This window comes from Paraburkholderia sp. BR10954 (genome assembly GCF_040965775.1).
GTDB lineage: Bacteria > Pseudomonadota > Gammaproteobacteria > Burkholderiales > Burkholderiaceae > Paraburkholderia > Paraburkholderia youngii.
In genome coordinates, this window is record NZ_JBFRCK010000015.1 from 36,506 (window position 1) to 55,072 (window position 18,567).

At 64.7% G+C, this 18,567-nt stretch carries 13 protein-coding genes; 7 read left to right on the forward strand and 6 right to left on the reverse strand.

Annotated elements, in window-relative coordinates:
- Window positions 1–145 precede the first annotated feature (145 nt).
- The 5 genes from AB4Y34_RS21035 (at window position 146) to AB4Y34_RS21055 (ending at window position 8,488) form a co-directional block, all read left to right on the forward strand.
- Window positions 146–2,788: a ligase-associated DNA damage response DEXH box helicase gene (locus AB4Y34_RS21035; RefSeq protein ID WP_368717106.1), complete on the forward strand. Its 2,643-nt coding sequence runs from the start codon at window positions 146–148 to the stop codon at window positions 2,786–2,788.
- Entirely contained in the window at window positions 2,785–3,447 is a 663-nt protein-coding gene (gene pdeM / locus AB4Y34_RS21040) for a ligase-associated DNA damage response endonuclease PdeM (RefSeq protein WP_368717107.1), read from the forward strand. Before AB4Y34_RS21035 ends, pdeM begins: the two co-directional genes overlap by 4 nt.
- Window positions 3,448–3,717: 270 nt before the next feature.
- Window positions 3,718–5,199: a hypothetical protein gene (locus tag AB4Y34_RS21045; RefSeq protein ID WP_368717108.1), complete on the forward strand. Its 1,482-nt coding sequence runs from the start codon at window positions 3,718–3,720 to the stop codon at window positions 5,197–5,199.
- 1,031 nt (window positions 5,200–6,230) lie between these two features.
- Window positions 6,231–7,619: an FAD-binding oxidoreductase gene (locus AB4Y34_RS21050; protein ID WP_368717109.1), complete on the forward strand. Its 1,389-nt coding sequence runs from the start codon at window positions 6,231–6,233 to the stop codon at window positions 7,617–7,619.
- Window positions 7,620–7,897: 278 nt separating this feature from the next.
- Window positions 7,898–8,488, forward strand: coding sequence for a YSC84-related protein (locus AB4Y34_RS21055; protein WP_176106616.1), 591 nt, complete (start codon window positions 7,898–7,900; stop codon window positions 8,486–8,488).
- Window positions 8,489–8,747: 259 nt separating this feature from the next.
- Here AB4Y34_RS21055 and AB4Y34_RS21060 read toward each other — a convergent pair whose 3' ends face one another.
- A complete protein-coding gene (locus AB4Y34_RS21060; protein WP_368717110.1) occupies window positions 8,748–10,307 on the reverse strand; it encodes a methyl-accepting chemotaxis protein in 1,560 nt (519 codons plus the stop codon).
- Window positions 10,308–10,432: 125 nt separating this feature from the next.
- Entirely contained in the window at window positions 10,433–10,972 is a 540-nt protein-coding gene (locus AB4Y34_RS21065; protein WP_368717182.1) for a YbaK/EbsC family protein, read from the reverse strand.
- A 173-nt stretch (window positions 10,973–11,145) separates the two neighbouring features.
- Here AB4Y34_RS21065 and AB4Y34_RS21070 point away from each other — a divergent pair, with 173 nt between their 5' ends.
- Window positions 11,146–12,417 carry a YihY/virulence factor BrkB family protein gene (locus AB4Y34_RS21070; protein ID WP_176385644.1) on the forward strand — a complete coding sequence of 424 codons (1,272 nt, stop codon included), beginning with the start codon at window positions 11,146–11,148 and terminating at the stop codon, window positions 12,415–12,417.
- A gap of 385 nt (window positions 12,418–12,802) precedes the next feature.
- Window positions 12,803–14,008 carry a porin gene (locus tag AB4Y34_RS21075; protein WP_176385642.1) on the forward strand — a complete coding sequence of 402 codons (1,206 nt, stop codon included), beginning with the start codon at window positions 12,803–12,805 and terminating at the stop codon, window positions 14,006–14,008.
- A 146-nt stretch (window positions 14,009–14,154) separates the two neighbouring features.
- Here AB4Y34_RS21075 and AB4Y34_RS21080 read toward each other — a convergent pair whose 3' ends face one another.
- The 4 genes from AB4Y34_RS21080 to AB4Y34_RS21095 form a co-directional block, all read right to left on the reverse strand.
- The gene (locus AB4Y34_RS21080) at window positions 14,155–15,027 is read right to left on the reverse strand and encodes a proteasome-type protease (RefSeq protein ID WP_176385640.1); all 873 of its coding nucleotides are present in this window, start codon (window positions 15,025–15,027) and stop codon (window positions 14,155–14,157) included.
- Between the two features lie 118 nt (window positions 15,028–15,145).
- Window positions 15,146–15,946 (reverse strand): transglutaminase family protein, encoded by an 801-nt coding sequence (locus AB4Y34_RS21085; protein ID WP_176385638.1) that lies wholly within the window; start codon window positions 15,944–15,946, stop codon window positions 15,146–15,148.
- Window positions 15,947–15,958: 12 nt separating this feature from the next.
- Window positions 15,959–16,909 carry an alpha-E domain-containing protein gene (locus AB4Y34_RS21090; protein WP_176106622.1) on the reverse strand — a complete coding sequence of 317 codons (951 nt, stop codon included), beginning with the start codon at window positions 16,907–16,909 and terminating at the stop codon, window positions 15,959–15,961.
- 118 nt (window positions 16,910–17,027) lie between these two features.
- A complete protein-coding gene (locus tag AB4Y34_RS21095; protein ID WP_176385636.1) occupies window positions 17,028–18,437 on the reverse strand; it encodes a circularly permuted type 2 ATP-grasp protein in 1,410 nt (469 codons plus the stop codon).
- Between the last annotated feature and the right edge of the window lie 130 nt (window positions 18,438–18,567).

Here is an 18,567-nt window from a genome sequence, read left to right on the forward strand (position 1 = left end):
GGCTCCCAAATACTGCCGGATGCCGCGGGTCGTTGCGCGCCTGTCACGAACTTCGGTGAACCGCCGCGCGAGCCCGCGGTCCACATGAACATCCGGCGCGAGTCGCCGGCACGCGAATCCGCCGCACCCGTTGAGAGCGCTTCCGATGACCGAGCCGGCCCCTTCCGACAACCCCGCTGACGACCCGACCGCTGCGCCAGCGCCCGCCGACGAGCGCGTTCGCGCGCCAAGGGCGCGCCGGATTCCGCGCAGCCGTGCCCAACAGGCGCGGCTCGATGCGCGCGAAGCCGCTTTCGAGCCGCTGCCGTTCCCCTCGTATTCACCCGACGACGCGCGTCGCCCGTTCGCGGACAAACTCGACGCATGGTTCGCCGCGCGCCGTTGGCAGCCGTTCGATTTTCAGCGCGAGGTTTGGCGCAACATCGCCGGTGGCGCGAGCGGCGTACTGCACGCAAGCACCGGGGCGGGCAAAACCTGGGCCGTGCGGTTCGGCGCGCTCGCCACGTTCGCGAGTGCGGCGTCGACGCCGCGCAAGCATCCCGAACCGCTGACGGTGCTCTGGATTACACCAATGCGCGCGCTCGCGGCCAATACCGCGCGCGCGTTGCAAAGCTCCGCGGCCGAACTCGCGGCACCCTGGAGCGTCGGTCTGCGCACCGGCGATACGTCGGCCGCCGAACGCGAGCGCCAGAACCGGCGCATGCCGTCCGCGCTCGTCACGACGCCCGAGAGTCTGACGCTGATCCTGACGCGCGCCGATGCGCGCGAAGTACTGTCTCAGGTGCGGCTCGTGATCGTCGATGAATGGCACGAACTGCTCGGCAACAAACGCGGCACACAGACGCAACTCGCGCTCGCGCGTCTCACGCATTGGCGGCCCGGCTTGCAGGTATGGGGGCTGTCGGCGACGCTCGGCAATCTGTCGTTCGCGACCGAGGTCCTGCTCGCGCCGGTCGCGACGCCGCGCGTCAGTGTGCACGGCGCGCTGCCGAAGGCACTGATCGTCGACACGATCATTCCCGACACGATCGAGCGCTTTCCGTGGGGCGGTCACATGGCTATGCGTCAGGTCGATGCGGTCGCGCGGGCGATCGACGAAGCGCGCACGTCGCTCGTATTCACGAACACGCGCTCGCAATGCGAGGTGTGGTATCAGGCGCTGCTCGACGCGCGCCCCGAATGGGCCGGCGTGATCGCGCTGCATCACGGCTCGCTCGATCAACACGTACGCGAGTGGGTCGAACACGGATTGAAGGACGGCTTGCTAAAGGCCGTGGTGTGTACGTCGAGTCTCGATCTCGGCGTCGATTTTCTGCCGGTGGAGCGCGTGTTCCAGATCGGCTCGCCAAAAGGCGTCGCGCGTTTGATGCAGCGCGCGGGCCGCTCGGGACACGCGCCCGGTTTGCCGTCGCGGGTGACGATCGTGCCGACGCATGCGCTCGAATTGATAGAAGCGGCGGCCGCGCGTGAAGCCGTCGACAAACGGCAGATCGAAAGTCGCGATACGCCGCAAAAGCCGTTCGACGTGCTGGTGCAACATCTCGTCACCGTCGCGATCGGCGGTGGTTTCGACGCGCGCGAGTTGTACGATGAACTTCTGCATACCTATGCATATCGCGATCTGACGCAGCAGGAGTTCGACTGGGCGCTGGGTTTCGTCGAAGGCGGCGGCGCGACGCTGCGCGCGTATCCCGACTACCATCGCGTCGCGCGCGATAGCGACGGTCTGTACCGCGTGCCGCGCGACGATCTCGCGCGCCGGCATCGCAACAACATCGGCACGATCGTCGCGAATGGGACGTTGAACGTGGCGTATCTATCGGGCGGTCGCATTGGCGCAATCGAGGAATCGTTCATCTCACGGCTCAGACCCGGCGATGTATTCACGTTCGGCGGCCGCGCGCTGGAATTGATCCGCGTGCAGGATATGACGGCGTGGGTGCGGCGTGCGAGCTCATCACGTGGGGCAATGCCGCAATGGGCCGGCAGCCGCATGCCGCTATCGTCCGAGCTCGCCGACGCGACACTGACGATGCTCGCGCGCGCCGCCGACGGCATCTACGACGAGCCGGAAATGCGCGCGGTACGGCCGCTGCTCGAATTGCAGCAGAAGTGGTCGGCATTGCCCGAGCCGGGCGTGCTGGTCGTCGAGCTGCTGAAATCGCGCGAGGGTTACCACTTTTTCTGCTATCCGTTCGCCGGGCGCACCGCGCATATCGGGCTTGGCGCTCTGCTCGCGTGGCGGGTCGCGCGCGACGAGCCCGGCACGTTTTCCATTTCGATGAACGATTACGGTTTCGAATTGCTGTGCGCGCAGGCATTCGATTGGGACGCGCACTTGCGCAATGGCCTGCTTTCACCTGACGAACTCGATCACGACATTCTTGCAAGCCTCAATTCGTCCGAACTCTCTTTGCGACGTTTTCGCGAGATTGCGCGGGTGTCGGGCCTCGTGTTTCAGGCGCATCCTGGACAGCAGAAAAGCGCGCGGCAATTACAGGCCTCGAGCGGGCTTTTCTACGAGATCTTTCGTCAGCACGATCGCGGCAATCTGCTGCTGGGCCAGGCCGATACCGAAGTACTGCTACAGGAACTCGACGTGCGGCGCATTCGTATTGCGCTCGAACGAATGAACGCGAGCCGCGTCGTGCTCACGCGGCCCAGGAAGGCGACGCCGTTCGCGTTTCCGTTGATCGTCGGACGCCTGCGCGAAAAAGTCAGCACCGAGAAGCTCGCCGATCGCGTCGAGCGAATGCTGGCCGAACTCGAAAGGGCGGCGCAACGATGACGGCGACCTCGCTTGCGATCGACGTCGGCGGACGGCCTCTCGTGCTATCGAGTTTGCGCGCGTGTTTCGATCCGGTGCTGCGCGCGCTTTTTATCGCCGATGCGCATTTCGGCAAGGATGCGGTGTTTCGCGCGCGTGGCATTCCGGTGCCGACTGGTTCGACCGCGGAGAATCTGCTGCGAATCGATCGGCTGATCACCGAGTTCGAGCCGGCGACGCTGGTGTTTCTCGGCGATCTGCTGCATGCGCGCGAGTCGCTGTCGACACCCACGCTCGATGCGTTGCATGTGTGGCGCGCGCGGCATGCGTCGATGCGCGTGGTGCTAGTCGAAGGCAATCACGATCGGCGTGCCGGTGCGTTGCCGCCTTCGTTGGATGTCGAGTCGGTGCGCGAGCCGTGGCATTTCGGGGCGTGGGCGCTGTGTCATCACCCGCATGCGGTCGATCACGCGTATGTGCTCGCGGGGCATGTGCATCCGGTCTATCGAATCGCGACGCGGACCGATTCAGTGCGCGTGCCGTGCTTTCGCTTCGGGATCGATCGGGGGGTGCTGCCGGCGTTCGGGAGTTTTACTGGAGGCGCGCGTGGGACGGCGCGCGTTTTGGGGGAGAGGGTTTTTCTGGTCGTGCAGGAGAGGGTGATCGAGTTGAGGGGTTGAGCGGACGGCGGGGGCCGTCCACTTTGTTGCCTGATTGCGTTTTTGTTTGCGGGTTGGTTTGCTGATTCGCTAGCGTGGTTTTTTGCTGGCTTTTTCGCTGCAAATTCCCCGCGGTGCTCGAGCGCGGTCGGTTTGGAGACCGGGTGGCGCCGGCCTCCCTTCCTGGAGGGAGCCCCGCAAGGTTCGCGGGGCCCTTGCCACTGCTTAATGGTTGCTGCCGCCGTGGCCGCCACTGCCGGAGCCACCGCCGCCGTAGCCGCCGTAGCCGCCATGGCCTCCGTGGCCACCGTTGCCGAAGCCGCCGTTGCCGAAGCCGCCACCGTTGCCGCCGTTGCCTTGGCCGCCGCCGTTGCCGCCGTTGCCGCCATGGCCACCGTGTCCTCCGTTGCCGGAACCACCGCTGCCTTGGCCACCACCGTTGCCGCCGTTTCCGCCCTCGCCGCCGCCTTCGCCGCCATGGCCCCCGTGTCCGGAGCCTCCGTTCCCCTGGCCGCCACCGCCTTCACCGCCATGACCACCGTTGCCCGAGCCGCCGTTGCCTTGGCCGCCGCCTTCACCACCATGGCCGCCGTGTCCAGAACCGCCGTTGCCCTGGCCACCGCCTTCACCGCCATGACCACCGTTGCCCGAGCCGCCGTTGCCTTGGCCGCCACTGCCTTCACCACCATGGCCACCGTGTCCGGAACCGCCGCCGCCCTGACTGCCACCGCCTTCACCACCATGGCCACCGTGTCCAGAACCGCCGTTGCCCTGGCCGCCACTACCTTCACCGCCATGGCCACCGTGTCCGGAACCGCCGTTGCCTTGGCCGCCACCTTCACCGCCACGGCCACCGTCGGCAGAACCGCCCTTGCCTTCGCCACCGCTGCTACCGTGCCCGCTGTCACCATGACCGCTGCCGCCGTGGCCGCCGTCGCCGTGACCGCCGTCGCCATGGCCGCCCTCGCCGTGACCGCCCTCGCCATGGCCGCCGTCACCGTGACCGCTTTCGCCATGGCCGCCATCGCCGTGGCCGCTTTCGCCATGGCCGCCATCGCCGTGGCCGCTGTCACCGTGACCATGACCGGCATCTCCATCGCCACCGTGGCCATGGCCATGACCGCCATCACCGTCACCGTGGCCATGACCGCCATCGCCGTCACCATCGCCGCCGTGGCCGTGGCCATGACCGCCATCGCCACCGTGGCCATGTCCATGACCGCCGTCGCCATCACCATCACCACCGTGGCCATGGCCATGCCCATGCCCCCCACCACCGTCCCCACCATCCCCGCCGTTATCACCGCCACCGTTGTTGCCGCCATCGCCGCCCGTGCCGCCATTCCCCGAGCCATCGCCACCGCTTCCAGCGCCGCCATTACCGTTGTCGCCGGAACCGCCATTACCATTGTTGCCGCCGGTATTTCCCGAGCCCACCCCGCCGGTGCCGGAATTAGCCGAACTATTTCCGCCACTGCTGCCCGCGCCCGGCGACGACGTCCCGCTGCCCGGCGACGAGCCGGTGGACGACGTCGGACCGAGCCCCGCCGCCGCGATGCCGAGGGCACCCGCCCCGAGTTGCCCGAATCCCCCCGAGGTGCAGCCCGGCCCGCCGCCCGACGGACATCCGCCGTACACGCTCGCCTCGGCGAGCACCATCACTCCAAGATTGGTTGCTGGCGCGGCGGTGCTCCCCGAATTCGTCTGCGCACCCGCCATCGCCGCATAAAGACTGACCGCGACCGCCAAAGCCGCCCGCCGCGTGCCAAGTAGCCACGCGTCCCCGTTTTGCTTTTTCATTTCATCCTCCTAATTATTTCCCCTGAGCGACCGGTCCAATTAACGAGTGAATGTCCGCTCGTGAAAAAAACGAAAGTCAAAGCCTTTGCGCAGCTTCGCTTTATGCGAATTAAAATGCGCTCGCACTAAATACTTCTCTCACGGAAAATCCCCGGTCCGATTTGGCGTGCTTCGAGAGAATGGGCTGGCCGTGCGCGCACATTATCGTGAGAGCCGCACAGCGAGGCTTGATGGACGTTGAAGTTATTCGCAGTGCAATCGCGCGACCGTGCGCTAGACCACGCAATGCGATATTGCCGATGCGGCGTGCCAGGCAGGGGAAAACGACGATGCGTCCACCAAATCCGCTAATCCAGATTCTTCATACGGGAAGTTAAAACTATCACGCTCGATGCAATTTGAGCGACATAAAGAAAATTAACATTTGGTTTTATCGGATGAATTCAGATCATTTACACATCATCCGTTTTATTCATGTGGCCATTCGCACATAAACATGAAAATTGGAAAAGACGAATGAGAGAAATCCAATAGACAACACCATGAAAATCACCGAAATGCGCGCGCGAAACATTACGCGTCGTTGCATAACGCCTGTGCGTCGCAAAGAGCGATGTCGCGATGTGCGCTGCCGCGCACAGTCGCCGAACGTGCGGCTCAGCCGTACGCGATCGCGACCCACTCCATCTGCAAAGTGTCGTGGCACAACCACCAGCGCGTCAGATAACCAACACATCGGCACGCACGCTTTTTCCGGAGCATTCCCACCATCTTCCGCGCTACCGTCGCGTATCGTCGTTGCGCTGCCCGCAAACGCCCGTCCCCGCGAGCTACTGCGCGGGATCGTCCCCATACGCGGGTAAACCTTTGTTTGACTTCGTCGCGCCGCCCCGTTTACTGCACGCAGCCGAACCTCTCAATCCGCTTTCATTCACCGCCCGCATTTTGTTTGGTCTGCTGAGCAGTGTTCTGCGAGCGCCCTCCCCTCTCCGACGAGGTACAACATGGTTACTATCTCCAGCAGCGCCGTCGACGAATTCAAATCCACACTGCGCGGCCAGCTTCTGCTGCCCGACACGCCGGGCTTCGACACGGCGCGCAGCATCTGGAACGCGATGATCGACCGTACTCCCGCGATGATCCTGCGCTGCGCGGGTGTGGCCGACGTGCGCAGCGGCGTCGCCTTCGCGCGCGACAACGGCCTGCCGCTCGCCATTCGCGGCGGCGGCCATAATATCGGCGGCAGCGCTGTGTGCGACGATGGCCTCGTGCTCGATCTGTCCACGATGAAATCGGTGCGTATCGACCCGCAAGCGCGGCGCGCGTATGTCGAACCCGGCGCGACGCTGCATGATTTCGATCACGAAGCGCAGGCATTCGGACTCGCGACACCACTCGGCATCAACTCGACGACCGGCGTCGCAGGTCTGACGCTCGGCGGCGGCTTCGGCTGGCTGAGCCGCCGCTACGGCATGACGATCGACAACCTCGTCGCGGCCGACATCGTCACCGCCGACGGTGAGTACCGCCACGTGAGCGCCACTTCGCACGACGATCTGTTCTGGGCGATTCGCGGCGGCGGCGGCAATTTCGGCGTCGTTACGCTATTCGAGTTCGCGCTTCATGAGGTCGGCCCGCTCGTGTATGGCGGCCTCGTCGTGTTGCCGCTCGCCGACGCGAAGGAAGCACTGATCAAATACCGCGATGCCGCGCCGGCAATGCCCGACGAGCTGGCCGTCTGGGCGGTCGCGCGGCTCGCGCCGCCGCTGCCGTTCCTGCCGCCCGACGTGCACGGCAAACCCGTGCTGGTGTTCGCGATGTGCTACAACGGCCCGGTCGACAAAGGCCCGGACGCGGTGGAAGCCGCGCGCAGCTTCGGCAAGCCGCTCGGCGAACATCTTGGTCCGATGCCCCTCGAAGTCTGGCAACAGGCCTTCGATCCGCTGCTCACACCGGGCGCGCGCAACTACTGGAAGTCGCACAACCTCGCCACCATCGACGATGGTCTGATCGACGCACTGATCCGCGCGATCGACACGCTGCCGTCCACGCAATGCGAAATCTTCTTCGGGCTGATCGGTGCGCAAACGCAGCGCGTGGCGGTCGACGCAACCGCTTACCCGGCTCGCGAGACGCTATACGCGATGAACGTGCACGGCCGCTGGGACGATGCGCGCGACGACGAGCGCTGCGTCGCATGGGCGCGCGACTTTTTCGACGCGGCGCGCCCGTTTGCGCTAGGCAGCGTGTACGTCAACTTCATGACCGAGGAAGAAGGCGGCCGTATCGCGGATGCCTATGGGCCCAACTATGAGCGGCTCGTCGCCGTGAAGAACCGCTACGATCCGCACAACCTGTTCCGCCATAACCAGAACATTCGCCCAACGCTGTAGCGGCGACGCGCAACGGCAAGCAGCGCGAAACCGCGAACTGCAAATGGCCGCGCCGCCTTTGCGCAAGGCGGCGCGGCGCTTGGGCACGCTCCCTGCTAATGTCGGCTGTGGATGCCCGCGATGCGTGCTTCGCGCGTCGCGGCACGCCCGCTCAACGACAATCATCGCGCGCACGGAACCTCTCGTGCGCAAATGAGAACAAAGCAAAGCAAGGCGGGCAATTCGCCGCACTCTTCCATAACGTACAACATGCGTGAGAAACGCAAAGGAAAACAGTCATGCGCAGACGACAATTCATCATGACCGGCAGCGCTGCATTGGCCGTCGCAGGCCTGAGCCTCACCGGTTGCACGACGACTTCGCCGTCCTCGAACGCATCGCCGTCGGCCAATGCCGGCAAGCGCGACACGATCAACGCCGGCGTCGACTCGACGCTCGCGCGTCTCTACGAAAACGTCGACGGTTCGCGCGAGCTCGTTGCGAAAGCGCGCGGCGTGCTGGTGTTTCCGTCGGTGATCTCGGCCGGCTTCTGGGTCGGCGCACAGTATGGTGAAGGGGCGATGCGCATCGGCGGCCGCACGGTCGGCTACTTCAGCACGGTCGCGGGCTCGTTCGGGTTGCAGATCGGCGCGCAGTCGAAGGCGCTCGTGTTTCTGTTCATGACGCAGGAAGCGCTCGACGAATTCATGCACAGCCAGGGCTGGGCGGTCGGCGCGAATGCGACCGTCGCCGTGCTGAAGGTCGGCGCGAACGGCGCGGTCGATTCCTCGACCGCAACCAGTCCGGTGCAAGCTTTCGTGTTGACTAACGGCGGTTTGATGGCCGGCGTGTCGCTCGAAGGCACGAAGGTGTCCCGGCTGATTATTTGAGTATCTGAGCGGAGCGCCCAGCGGACGCATCCCTCGCGCAGCCGCGCGCGTTGCCAAGCCCGTTCAGCGCCGCCCATGCAGGCCTCAGCATTGCGCTCGCGCGCGACCTCGTAAAACATGATCACCGCTGGTCCCGCTTCCGGTGATGCTCGTCTTCGTCAACGGACTCGCGCGACGCGCTTTCACGAGCTGTTCGATCCCACGCGCGACCCGGCGAGCGTGACCGTCGACATGAGCACCGGCAACGCGGCCTGGCGGTTTAGCGCTGCTCCGGCAACTTGAACACCGAGATCGCCGCCGACAATTGCCCGGTCTGCGTCTTCAGCACATCGGCCGCCGCGCTCGCTTCCTCGACGAGCGCCGCATTCTGCTGCGTCGTCTGATCCATGCTCGCGACCGCGATGTTGACCTGCTCGATGCCCGAGGTCTGCTCGACCGACGCCGCGCTGATCTCGCCCATGATGTCGTTGACGCGACGTACCGCCTGCACGACTTCCTGCATCGTGTCGCCCGCGCGTCCGACGTGCTCCGAACCGCCCGCGATCTGCGCGGCCGATTCCTCGATCAGCGCCTTGATCTCCTTCGCGGCCGCCGCGCTGCGTTGCGCGAGCGTACGCACTTCGCCCGCGACCACCGCGAAACCGCGGCCCTCCTCGCCCGCGCGTGCCGCCTCGACGGCCGCGTTCAACGCGAGGATGTTGGTCTGAAACGCAATCCCTTCGATCACGCCGATGATGTCGCCGATCCGGTGCGACGACTGTGAAATCCCGCGCATCGTGTCGATCACCTGGCCGACCACCGCGCCGCCGCGCGCCGCGGTCTCCGAAGCGTTGTGCGCGAGCTGGCTCGCCTGCTTCGCGTTGTCGGCGTTCTGACGCACGGTCGCGGTGATCTGCTCCATGCTCGATGCGGTCTCGCCGAGCGCGGCCGCCTGCTGCTCGGTGCGGCGCGATAGATCCGAATTGCCCGCGGCGATCTCGTTCGATACCGACGAAATCAGCGTCGCGCCGCCGCGAATCTGCTCGATCGCCTGCGCGAGACGCTGCTGCATCCGTTTCATCGCGGCGAGCAGGCTGGTACTGTCGCCGGTCTTCGTATCGACGATCACGTCGAGGTCGCCGTCCGCGATTCGCGACGCGATCTGCACCGCGTACGCCGGTTCGCCGCCAAGCTGACGCAGAATGCTGCGCAGAATCACGCCGATCACCAGCGACACGAGCGCGCAAAGCACTAGCGCCGCGATCACGTATTGCACGAGGGTGCGGTAGAACATCGCCTCGATGTCGTCCGTGAACACGCCGGTGACGATGGTCCAGTCCCACGGCTTGTAAAGCCGCATGTAGTTGCTCTTCGGCGCGAGCTGGTCGGTGCCGGGCTTCGGGAACATCAGATGGACGAATGCCTCGCCTTCGCGCTGGGTTTGCTCGGAACCCTCCTTGAACACATGACGGCCGTCCGGATCGCTGACGGTGGTCATGTCCTTGCCGACGAGGTCGGCGCGCGTGGCATGCATCAGCACGTGCGCGTGGCTGTCTTCGAGCACCAGGTAGCCGCCGGCGCCGTCATAGCGCATCGCGCGCAGGTCGTCCATCGCGGCGCGCTGCGCGTCGGCGAGCGGCATCGTGCCGGCCGCGGCGAGCGCGTTGTAGCGATCGAGCACGCTGTACGCGATGCTGACGACGTTTTTAAGCTCGTCCTCGCGATCGGCGATCATCGTGTCGCGCGTTTTGTACGCTCCCCACAGGCCGATCGCCAGAATGCCCATGCACATCATCGCGAGCGCGAGCCACAGCCGCACTTTCAGGCGAAACCGTTCCATCTTCCGTATCCCTTGTCGTGGTTTGCGGCTGTCCGCGCAAGCGGACGCCGCAAACGTTTCATGTCGTTGTCGGGATTAACGGCGCGACGGCGGAAAACTTCAGTGCTACTTCAAGGTTGGGTGTTTCAGTCCGCCGGCAGCGTCAGCGCCGCCACTTCGCAGCGCGGCCATTGCCGCAGCACGTCGGGCGACATCAGCAGCTTGGCCGCGCGCACGCCGGCGCCCATCACGATCTGCGCACGGTCCATCACCGCGGCGTCGACCAGCACGCGCCATTCGGCCGGCAGACCAAAGGCGGTGATGCCGCCGAACTCCATCTGGCTATGCTCGACCGCCGCCTCGCGCTTCGCGAATGACAGCCGCTGCGCGCCGAGCGCGGCCTTCACCGCGCCGTTGATGTCGAGCCGCTGGGAGCCCAGCGAAACCAGCGCCGCATAGTGCTCGCCACCGTCTTTCTTGTAGCGGATCACGATCGTGTTCGCGCAGTCTTCGAGGCCGAAGCCATAGCGCGCGCTGAATGCGGCGGTGTCGGAGGCGTCGTCGGTAACCGCGAACACCGTGATTCCGTGCGCCGGCAATTGTTCGATGACATGCGCGGGCAGATGCGCGCTCCACTGGTCGCGCTCGATGACGTCCAGTTGCCGTACGAGTTCGTGCGAATGCATGATGAGCGGAAAGGTGACATTAACCCGCTGCATTCTAGCGGCACGCGCGGGCGGCCGCTGAACGGGCCATGCAAGCAGGCCATGAAGCCCACCGCTTAACTTGTATAGTGATGGGCACGAGGTTTGCGACGAAGCAAACACCGTGAAAGCGCCGTCACGATTCAGACACGATCATGGACATCGACACCCTTTCTCGCGAGAACCTCCAGCAGGCCGCGCGTCACCAGGCCAATTGGGCGATGGGCGCACTTCGGCAGTTCACGGAGAACCGCTGTCTGGAGATGGCGGCGAGCATCGCGTTCTATGCGGCGTTCTCGCTCGCGCCGACGCTCGTGATGGTGATCGCGGTGGCCGGCTGGTTCTTCGGACCGGCGGCCGCGCGCGGCGAGCTGTTTGGCCACATCAACGGCCTGATCGGCGACCAGGCCGCGGCCGGCGTGCAGACGATCGTCGAAAACGCGCACCACGCGGGCGCCAAAGGCGGCATCGCGACGATCATTTCCTTTTCACTGCTGGCGATCGGCGCGTCGGCGACGTTCTCGTCGCTGAACAGCGCGCTCAATATAGTGTGGCCGTACAGCGGGCCGCGCACGGCCAGCTGGCTCGCGCTGGTGCGGGTGCGGCTGATTTCGTTCGGGCTCGTGCTCGGCGTCGCGTTCCTGCTGATCGTGTCGCTGGTGCTCGATACGGTCATCGCCTTTATCGGCGAATGGCTGTGGGGCGACTCGCCGTATGTCGTGATCGGCAATCTGCTACAGCTCGGCGTCGGTCTGCTCGTGTTGGTCTTCGCGTTCGCCGGACTGCTGAAGTTCCTGCCCGACGCCCGGGTGCTATGGCGCGATGCGCTGGTGGGCGGCATCGTCGCGGCCGTGTTGTTTACGGCCGGGAGAAAGCTGTTCGCGCTCTATCTCGCGCATGCGGGAATGGCCAGCGCGTTCGGCGCGGCCGGCTCGCTCGCGGTCCTGCTGATGTGGCTGTACTTCTCGGCGCTGGTGCTGCTGCTCGGCGCGGAGTTCTCGGCGGCGCGCGGCAGGCTGCACGATCCGCGCGGCGGCTGGGGCATGCAGGCGGAAGCGCCGCCGGGCAGCCGCGCGAAGCTCGCGTCGGTGCTGGCGGCATCGACCGTCGCGGCAAATGCGGTTTCTTCGGCTCGCTCGGCTGTGCCCGTCGCCGGCCACAGGACCGCGCCGCTGCCGCCGTCGGGGATCGACGCGGCGGTGCAAAAGCGCTCCGCGCATGAAACGGCGGTCGACGTGACGCGCAAGGTGCTCGACGTCGAAGCGCAAGCCACCCGTCTCGCGGCGTCGGCCATCGTCGAAGCGCGCCGCAAGGCGACGGCCGCCGACCGCTACGTGCGACGCAACCCCTGGACCTCGGTGCTGCTCGCGGCCGCCGCGGGGCTCACGGCCGCGGCCGTGGCGCGCCGTGGCGCCGATAGGCGCTGAAACGTGTTGCGCCGGAAACCGCTCGATCGCGCTTGGACACAACGCACCTTTTCTGTCCAGCCTGTCTAGTCATTTCTCCAGCTATTTCCTTTATCTTTTCACTACAAGGTCGAGCAGACGTGTAGACGACTAGTTTACGTTTAGCATGCAAATCGACGCCAAAAGTGCGTTAAATCGCCCCATCACTATCAACAAATCAACAATAATGCGCATCAGACCAATAAATGTTGCGCAATTGGAAATAATCGTTGAGGGCTTTAAATACAAGGGTTTGCATCGATTGTCAGTTTTTGGCGACACTCTTTTTTTTCCGTTTCTACCCGGCGGATGCGCTGAGCTATTCTGCTTTCCGCAACAACGAACAATCATCTGCGTGGAGAAATGGATGAAACGAATCGCACTGTCTACCCTCTCGCTGGCGCTCCTGGGCGTCGCCGGTATCGCACACGCGCAAAGCAGCGTGACCCTGTACGGCGTGCTGGATGAGTCGATCCAGTACGTGAACAACGCTACGCCGCACGGCGGCAGCCTCGTTCAATTGTTTGGCGGCAACCTTCAAGGTAACCGTTTCGGCCTGAAGGGCACGGAAGACCTCGGCGGCGGCCTGAAGGCAATTTTCCAGTTGGAAAACGGTTTTGACATCAACACCGGCAAGCTGCAGCAAGGCGGCTCGATGTTCGGTCGTCAGGCTTACGTCGGTTTGACGGGCGACGCATGGGGCACGTTCACGGCCGGTCGTCAGTACGACCCGCTGGTCGACATGATCCAGCCGCTGACGGGCGACAACTACTTCGGTAGCACGTTCGCTACGCCGGGCGACGTCGACAACAACGACAACAGCTTCCGCGTCATCAACTCGTTGAAGTACGTGTCGCCGGTCTGGTCGGGCTTCCAGATCGAAGGTCTGTATGCTCTGGGCGGCGTCGCAGGCGCGACGGGTTCGGGCCAGACGTGGTCGGGCGCGGCAACGTATGCAACGGGTCCGTTCAGCGTCGCTGCAGGCTACCTGCATGCAAGCAATGCGAATTCGCCGGCTACGCGTGCGACTGCAGGCGGCTGGGCAGGTACGGCAGCGCCGGGCGCCACGTTTGACACCAACTTCCCGAACAACGCCGGCATCAACCAGGCATATGCGTTCTCGAAGTCGATCGGCATCGCTTCGGTAGCGGTTCAGTACGTGACGGGTCCGTGGACGGGCAACCTGTCGTACAGCAACGCACAGTACCGCCCGGACGCAAACTCGGGCTTCGCGACGACGCAGAAGTACAACGTCGGCCGCGCATACGTGGGCTACCAGCTCACGCCGGCAGCGCTGCTCGGTATCGGCTATGCGTACACGCACGGCTCGGGCGACGCAACCGCGACCTACAACCAGGTTTCGCTGGGTGGCGATTACAACCTCTCGAAGCGCACGGACTTCTACCTGGTCGGCGCATGGCAGCACGCAAGCGGCAACCAGCGCGTTCCGTCTACGGCTACTACGGGTGCCGGTACCCTCGTGCCGTCGACGGCTTCGATCGGTTCGTACGGCAACCAGTCGAGCACCAACAACCAGGTCATGGTCAGCCTGGGTATCCGCCACAAGTTCTAATCGAACTTCAAGTCGGACCTGCTACGCAGCTGACGAGCTGCGTAGCCAAAAAACCAGCCACAGGCGATGCCGATGGCTGGTTTTTTTTCGTCCCGAGGTTTTGGTGTGATTCGACGAGCGCGACACGCGCTGCGAATCCGACGCAGCTAGCGCCGCTGCGCCTTGCCCTTGTCGGCTTGCGCGAGAATCTGCGCGGGCGACACGTCCTGCTCATGCTCGACCCCGTCGGCGCCGACCGGCGCGCGATATAGCACCAGTGCCCGCTCCGGATGCGGCGACGGCGCATCCGGCGACTGCTGCCAGTCCGGATCGGGAATCTCGGCGAACACCTGGCGCAAACGCTCGCCCCACGTGCGGTGAATCATGTCGAAGTACGCGTTGTCGCGATCGATCGACACGAATCGCGTGACGCGCAGCGCATCCTTCTCGTACACCAGCAGATCGAGCGGCAAGCCCACCGACAGGTTCGAGCGCAGCGTCGAGTCCATCGAGATCAGCGCGCACTTCGCGGCCTCGTCGAGCGGTGTGGACGGCGTCAGCACGCGGTCGATGATCGGCTTGCCATACTTCGCCTCGCCGATCTGAAAGTACGGATTCACCGCCGACGCCTCGATGAAATTGCCCGCCGCGTAGATCATGAAAAGCCGCATGCGGTTGCCCGCGATCTGGCCGCCCAGAATGAAGCTGCAATTGAAGTCGACGCCGAACTTCTGCAGCGCCGCGGCTTCGCGCTCGTGCACGCGGCGCACCGCGCTGCCGACCACGCGCGCGGCGTCGGCCATCGTCGGCACGCTCCACAGCGTCGGCTCGCTGGCATCGGCGGGCTCGGACAGCTCGTGCAGCACCGCCTGCGTGATCGACAGATTACCGGCGCCGAGCAGCACCAGCACGCGTTCGCCGGGCTGCTCGAACACCGACATCTTGCGCGCGGTACTGATGTGATCCACGCCCGCATTGGTACGCGTATCGGACAGGAATACGAGGCCGTCGTTGACGGCCATCGCTACGCAGTAAGTCATAACGAATCCGCAGAACGCGAGGGAACCGGGCTATTGTAATGCGGCGCACTGGCGCCTTTTATCGGTGTTTACGGCCTTTTTTATGGCCTTTTTCGCAGCCTTTAGCGTTGCGACGCGGCTATTGCGACATCTGCGCGCTGACCGCCACCGCCACGTGAAGCTCCTCTTCGAGCCCGCCGATGCGTCGGCCGCGCACCGGTGCCGCCGCCTCATAGTCGCGCGCGACCGCGAGCCGGCAATAGATCTCGCTGGCAAACCCGGCATGCGTGACGTCGAGCGAAATCCAGCCCTTGCCTTCGAGCCAAACGTCGACCCATGCATGACTCGCGCCATGCGGCACGTCGCCGGGTTCGATATAGCCGCTGACGTAGCGCGCCGGCACGCCGCGCGCGCGGCAGCACGCGAGCATCAGATGCGCATGGTCTTGGCACACGCCGTTGCCGAGCGCGAGCGCCTCGGCGGCCGTGCTCGTGACCTCGGTCACGCCGGGCCGGTACTGCACGCGCTGCACGATCTGCTCGGCAAGCGTAATCAGGCTTGCCGGACTCGCCAGATTCGCCACCGATTCCGCCAGTTCGCGGATCGCGCCATCGGCTTCGGTCAGACGCGTCGCGCAGGTGAAATGCTCGAGCGGAATCGGACCGGGCGGATCGCGCAGCACGCCGTCGACGAGCGGCATCGTATCCACCTCGCCCGACACGCGCAGATGAATCTCATCGTGCGGCTTGTTGATGACGAGCGTATGCAGCACGTTGCCGTAGGCGTCGAGTGTGGCGTCGAGCTTGCCCGGCGCGTCGATGCTCCAGCGCCGCACGGTCTGCCCGGCGCCGCTCGAGGGCGTCAGGCGCAACTGCTGGATCGAATAATGAACCGTCGCTTCGTAGCGGTAAGAGGTGTCGTGGCGGATCGTCAGGTACATGAGAAAACTCCGTCAGGCCACTGGCAGCATCAGATAAGTACGCGCCACCAGATTGCCCAGCTCGAACACGCGAGCGAGGAACTGCGTCAGATAGCCATGCAAACCGCTTTCGAAAATCTGCCGGATGTCGGCATACAGCAGCTCGGCGCGCAGCTTGCCGGCGAAGCGCTCGCACTGGTTCGAGCCCGACGTGCGCAGCATCGCGAGATTGCTGCACACGCCGTCCAGCGAGGCGAGCAGCGAGCGCGGCATCTGCTGATTGAGGATCATCAGCTCGACGACGCGCGCGGGCGTCACGACGTCGCGATACACCTTCCGATAGATCTCGAGCGCCGACACCGAACTCAGGATCGAGGTCCAGTAATAGAAGTCCTCGAGCTGGCGCGCGGCGTCGCGCGAGTTCGGCTCGACGTTCGCGAAACGCACATCGAGAATCCGTGCGGTGTTGTCGGCGCGCTCCAGATACGTGCCGAGCTGCGTGAAAAAGAACGCGTCGTCCTGCAACGCAGTGCCGATCGTCACGCCGCGCGACAGATGCGAGCGGAACTTGACCCATTCGAACAACGAGCCGGGATTGCCCGCGGCCTGCCCGCTCGCGAGCCGCTCGTTGAATTCGAGCCACGTGTCGTTGATGGTTTCCCACCACTCGGTCGTCAGCGTGCCGCGTACCGCGCGGGCGTTTTCGCGCGCGGCTTGCAGGCACGAATGAATGCTCGACGGATTGCTCGCGTCGGCGACCATGAAGTCGAGCACGTGGTCGCGCGTCGGTTCGTCGTAACGCTGCGCGAAGGCGCTTTCGAGCTCGGAAATGCGCAGCACCGAGCGCTGCGCGCGAGCCTCCTGTTCGGGCGTCTGTGGCAGCAGTTGCGCCTTCAGGTTGATGTCGAGCATGCGAGCGGTATTCTCCGCGCGCTCCATATAGCGGGCCATCCAGAAGAGGTGATCGGCGGTTCGGCTAAGCATGACGGCGTTCCATGTCTGTGATCTGAACGCGCGAGGCCTTCGTCAGCGACGAAAGTCCGCGCTGGTTATCCGTTGAGCGACGGCGGCGCATCGCGCGTTGCGTGCCGCTTGCGGCGCATCAGTCGACCATCCAGGTATCCTTGGTCCCGCCTCCCTGCGATGAATTGACGACGAGCGAGCCCTGCTGCAGCGCGACGCGGGTGAGGCCGCCGGCCACCATCGTGGTGGTCTTGCCCGACAGCACGAACGGCCGCAGATCGATATGGCGCGGCGCGATGCCTGCTTCGACGAAGGTCGGACACGCGGACAGCGCAAGAGTGGGCTGTGCGATATAGCCGGCCGGACGCGCGATCAGCCGCTCGCGGAAGGCCTCGACCTCGGCCTTCGTCGAGGCTGGGCCGACCAGCATCCCGTAGCCGCCCGCGCCGTGCACTTCCTTGACCACCAGCTCCGGCAGATGCGCGAGCGTATAGGCGAGGTCCTCGGGCTTGCGGCACTGATAGGTCGGCACGTTGTTCAGAATCGGCTTTTCGCCGAGGTAGAACTGGATCATGTCGGGCACGTACGGATAGATCGATTTGTCGTCGGCGATGCCGGTCCCCATCGCATTCGCGAGCGCGACGCGGCCGGCGCGATACGCGGTCAGCAGACCCGGCACGCCAAGCGCGGAGTCGGGGCGAAACGCGAGCGGATCGAGAAAGTCGTCGTCGACGCGCCGGTAGATCACATCGACGCGCTTCGGTCCCTGGGTGGTGCGCATGAACACGTAGTTGTCGTCGACGAACAGATCCTTGCCTTCGACCAACTCGACGCCCATCTGCTGCGCGAGGAACGTATGCTCGAAGTACGCGGAGTTGTACATGCCCGGCGTCAGCACGACGACGACCGGATCGTCGACGCCTTCCGGCGCGACCGAGCGCAGCGTATCGAGCAGCAGATCGGGGTAATGCGCGACTGGGGCGATGCGGTTCTGCACGAACAGCTCGGGGAAGAGCCGCATCATCATCTTGCGGTTTTCGAGCATGTACGACACGCCCGACGGCACACGCAGATTGTCTTCGAGCACGTAGAACTCGCCTTCGTCGCCGGCGCGCACCACGTCGACGCCCGCGATATGCGCGTAAACACCGAGCGGCACGTCGACGCCCTGCATCTCCGGACGATACTGCGCGTTGGTATAGACCTGCTCGGCCGGCACGATGCCCGCGCGCACGATGTTGCGATCGTGATAGACGTCGTGGATAAACAGATTGAGAGCCTGCACGCGCTGTCGCAAACCCGCTTCGAGCGTCTGCCATTCGCCGCGCGGGATGATGCGCGGAATCAGATCGAAGGGGATCAGCCGCTCGGTGCCGGACAGGTCGCCGTTCACCGCGAACGTGATGCCGACGCGCCTGAACAGCAGGTCCGCTTCCGCGCGCTTGCGTGCGATCGCTTCGTTGCCCTGGCTGTCCAACCATCGCTCGAAGCGCGCGTAATGCGGCCGTACGCCATCGTCGTGATAGCGCATCTCGTCATAGCATCGCATGTCAGCCCCAGTCTTGTTGTCAAATAGAAGGCGAATGCGCTGCGCATTCGGTATTCGACCTTCGATCAAGCAAGCGTTATGCCATTGAATATGTCGTGACGATACGCGTTGACGTGCACGGTAGCGGCGC

Excerpts from the sequence above, each read along its gene's own strand:
- AB4Y34_RS21035 (WP_368717106.1), top strand. The coding sequence starts at position 146 with ATGACCGAGCCGGCCCCTTCCGACAACCCCGCTGACGACCCGACCGCT.
- pdeM (WP_368717107.1), top strand. The coding sequence starts at position 2,785 with ATGACGGCGACCTCGCTTGCGATCGACGTCGGCGGACGGCCTCTCGTG.
- AB4Y34_RS21045 (WP_368717108.1), top strand. The coding sequence starts at position 3,718 with ATGGCCTCCGTGGCCACCGTTGCCGAAGCCGCCGTTGCCGAAGCCGCC.
- AB4Y34_RS21050 (WP_368717109.1), top strand. The coding sequence starts at position 6,231 with ATGGTTACTATCTCCAGCAGCGCCGTCGACGAATTCAAATCCACACTG.
- AB4Y34_RS21055 (WP_176106616.1), top strand. The coding sequence starts at position 7,898 with ATGCGCAGACGACAATTCATCATGACCGGCAGCGCTGCATTGGCCGTC.
- AB4Y34_RS21060 (WP_368717110.1), bottom strand. The coding sequence starts at position 10,307 with ATGGAACGGTTTCGCCTGAAAGTGCGGCTGTGGCTCGCGCTCGCGATG.
- AB4Y34_RS21065 (WP_368717182.1), bottom strand. The coding sequence starts at position 10,972 with ATGCATTCGCACGAACTCGTACGGCAACTGGACGTCATCGAGCGCGAC.
- AB4Y34_RS21070 (WP_176385644.1), top strand. The coding sequence starts at position 11,146 with ATGGACATCGACACCCTTTCTCGCGAGAACCTCCAGCAGGCCGCGCGT.
- AB4Y34_RS21075 (WP_176385642.1), top strand. The coding sequence starts at position 12,803 with ATGAAACGAATCGCACTGTCTACCCTCTCGCTGGCGCTCCTGGGCGTC.
- AB4Y34_RS21080 (WP_176385640.1), bottom strand. The coding sequence starts at position 15,027 with ATGACTTACTGCGTAGCGATGGCCGTCAACGACGGCCTCGTATTCCTG.
- AB4Y34_RS21085 (WP_176385638.1), bottom strand. The coding sequence starts at position 15,946 with ATGTACCTGACGATCCGCCACGACACCTCTTACCGCTACGAAGCGACG.
- AB4Y34_RS21090 (WP_176106622.1), bottom strand. The coding sequence starts at position 16,909 with ATGCTTAGCCGAACCGCCGATCACCTCTTCTGGATGGCCCGCTATATG.
- AB4Y34_RS21095 (WP_176385636.1), bottom strand. The coding sequence starts at position 18,437 with ATGCGATGCTATGACGAGATGCGCTATCACGACGATGGCGTACGGCCG.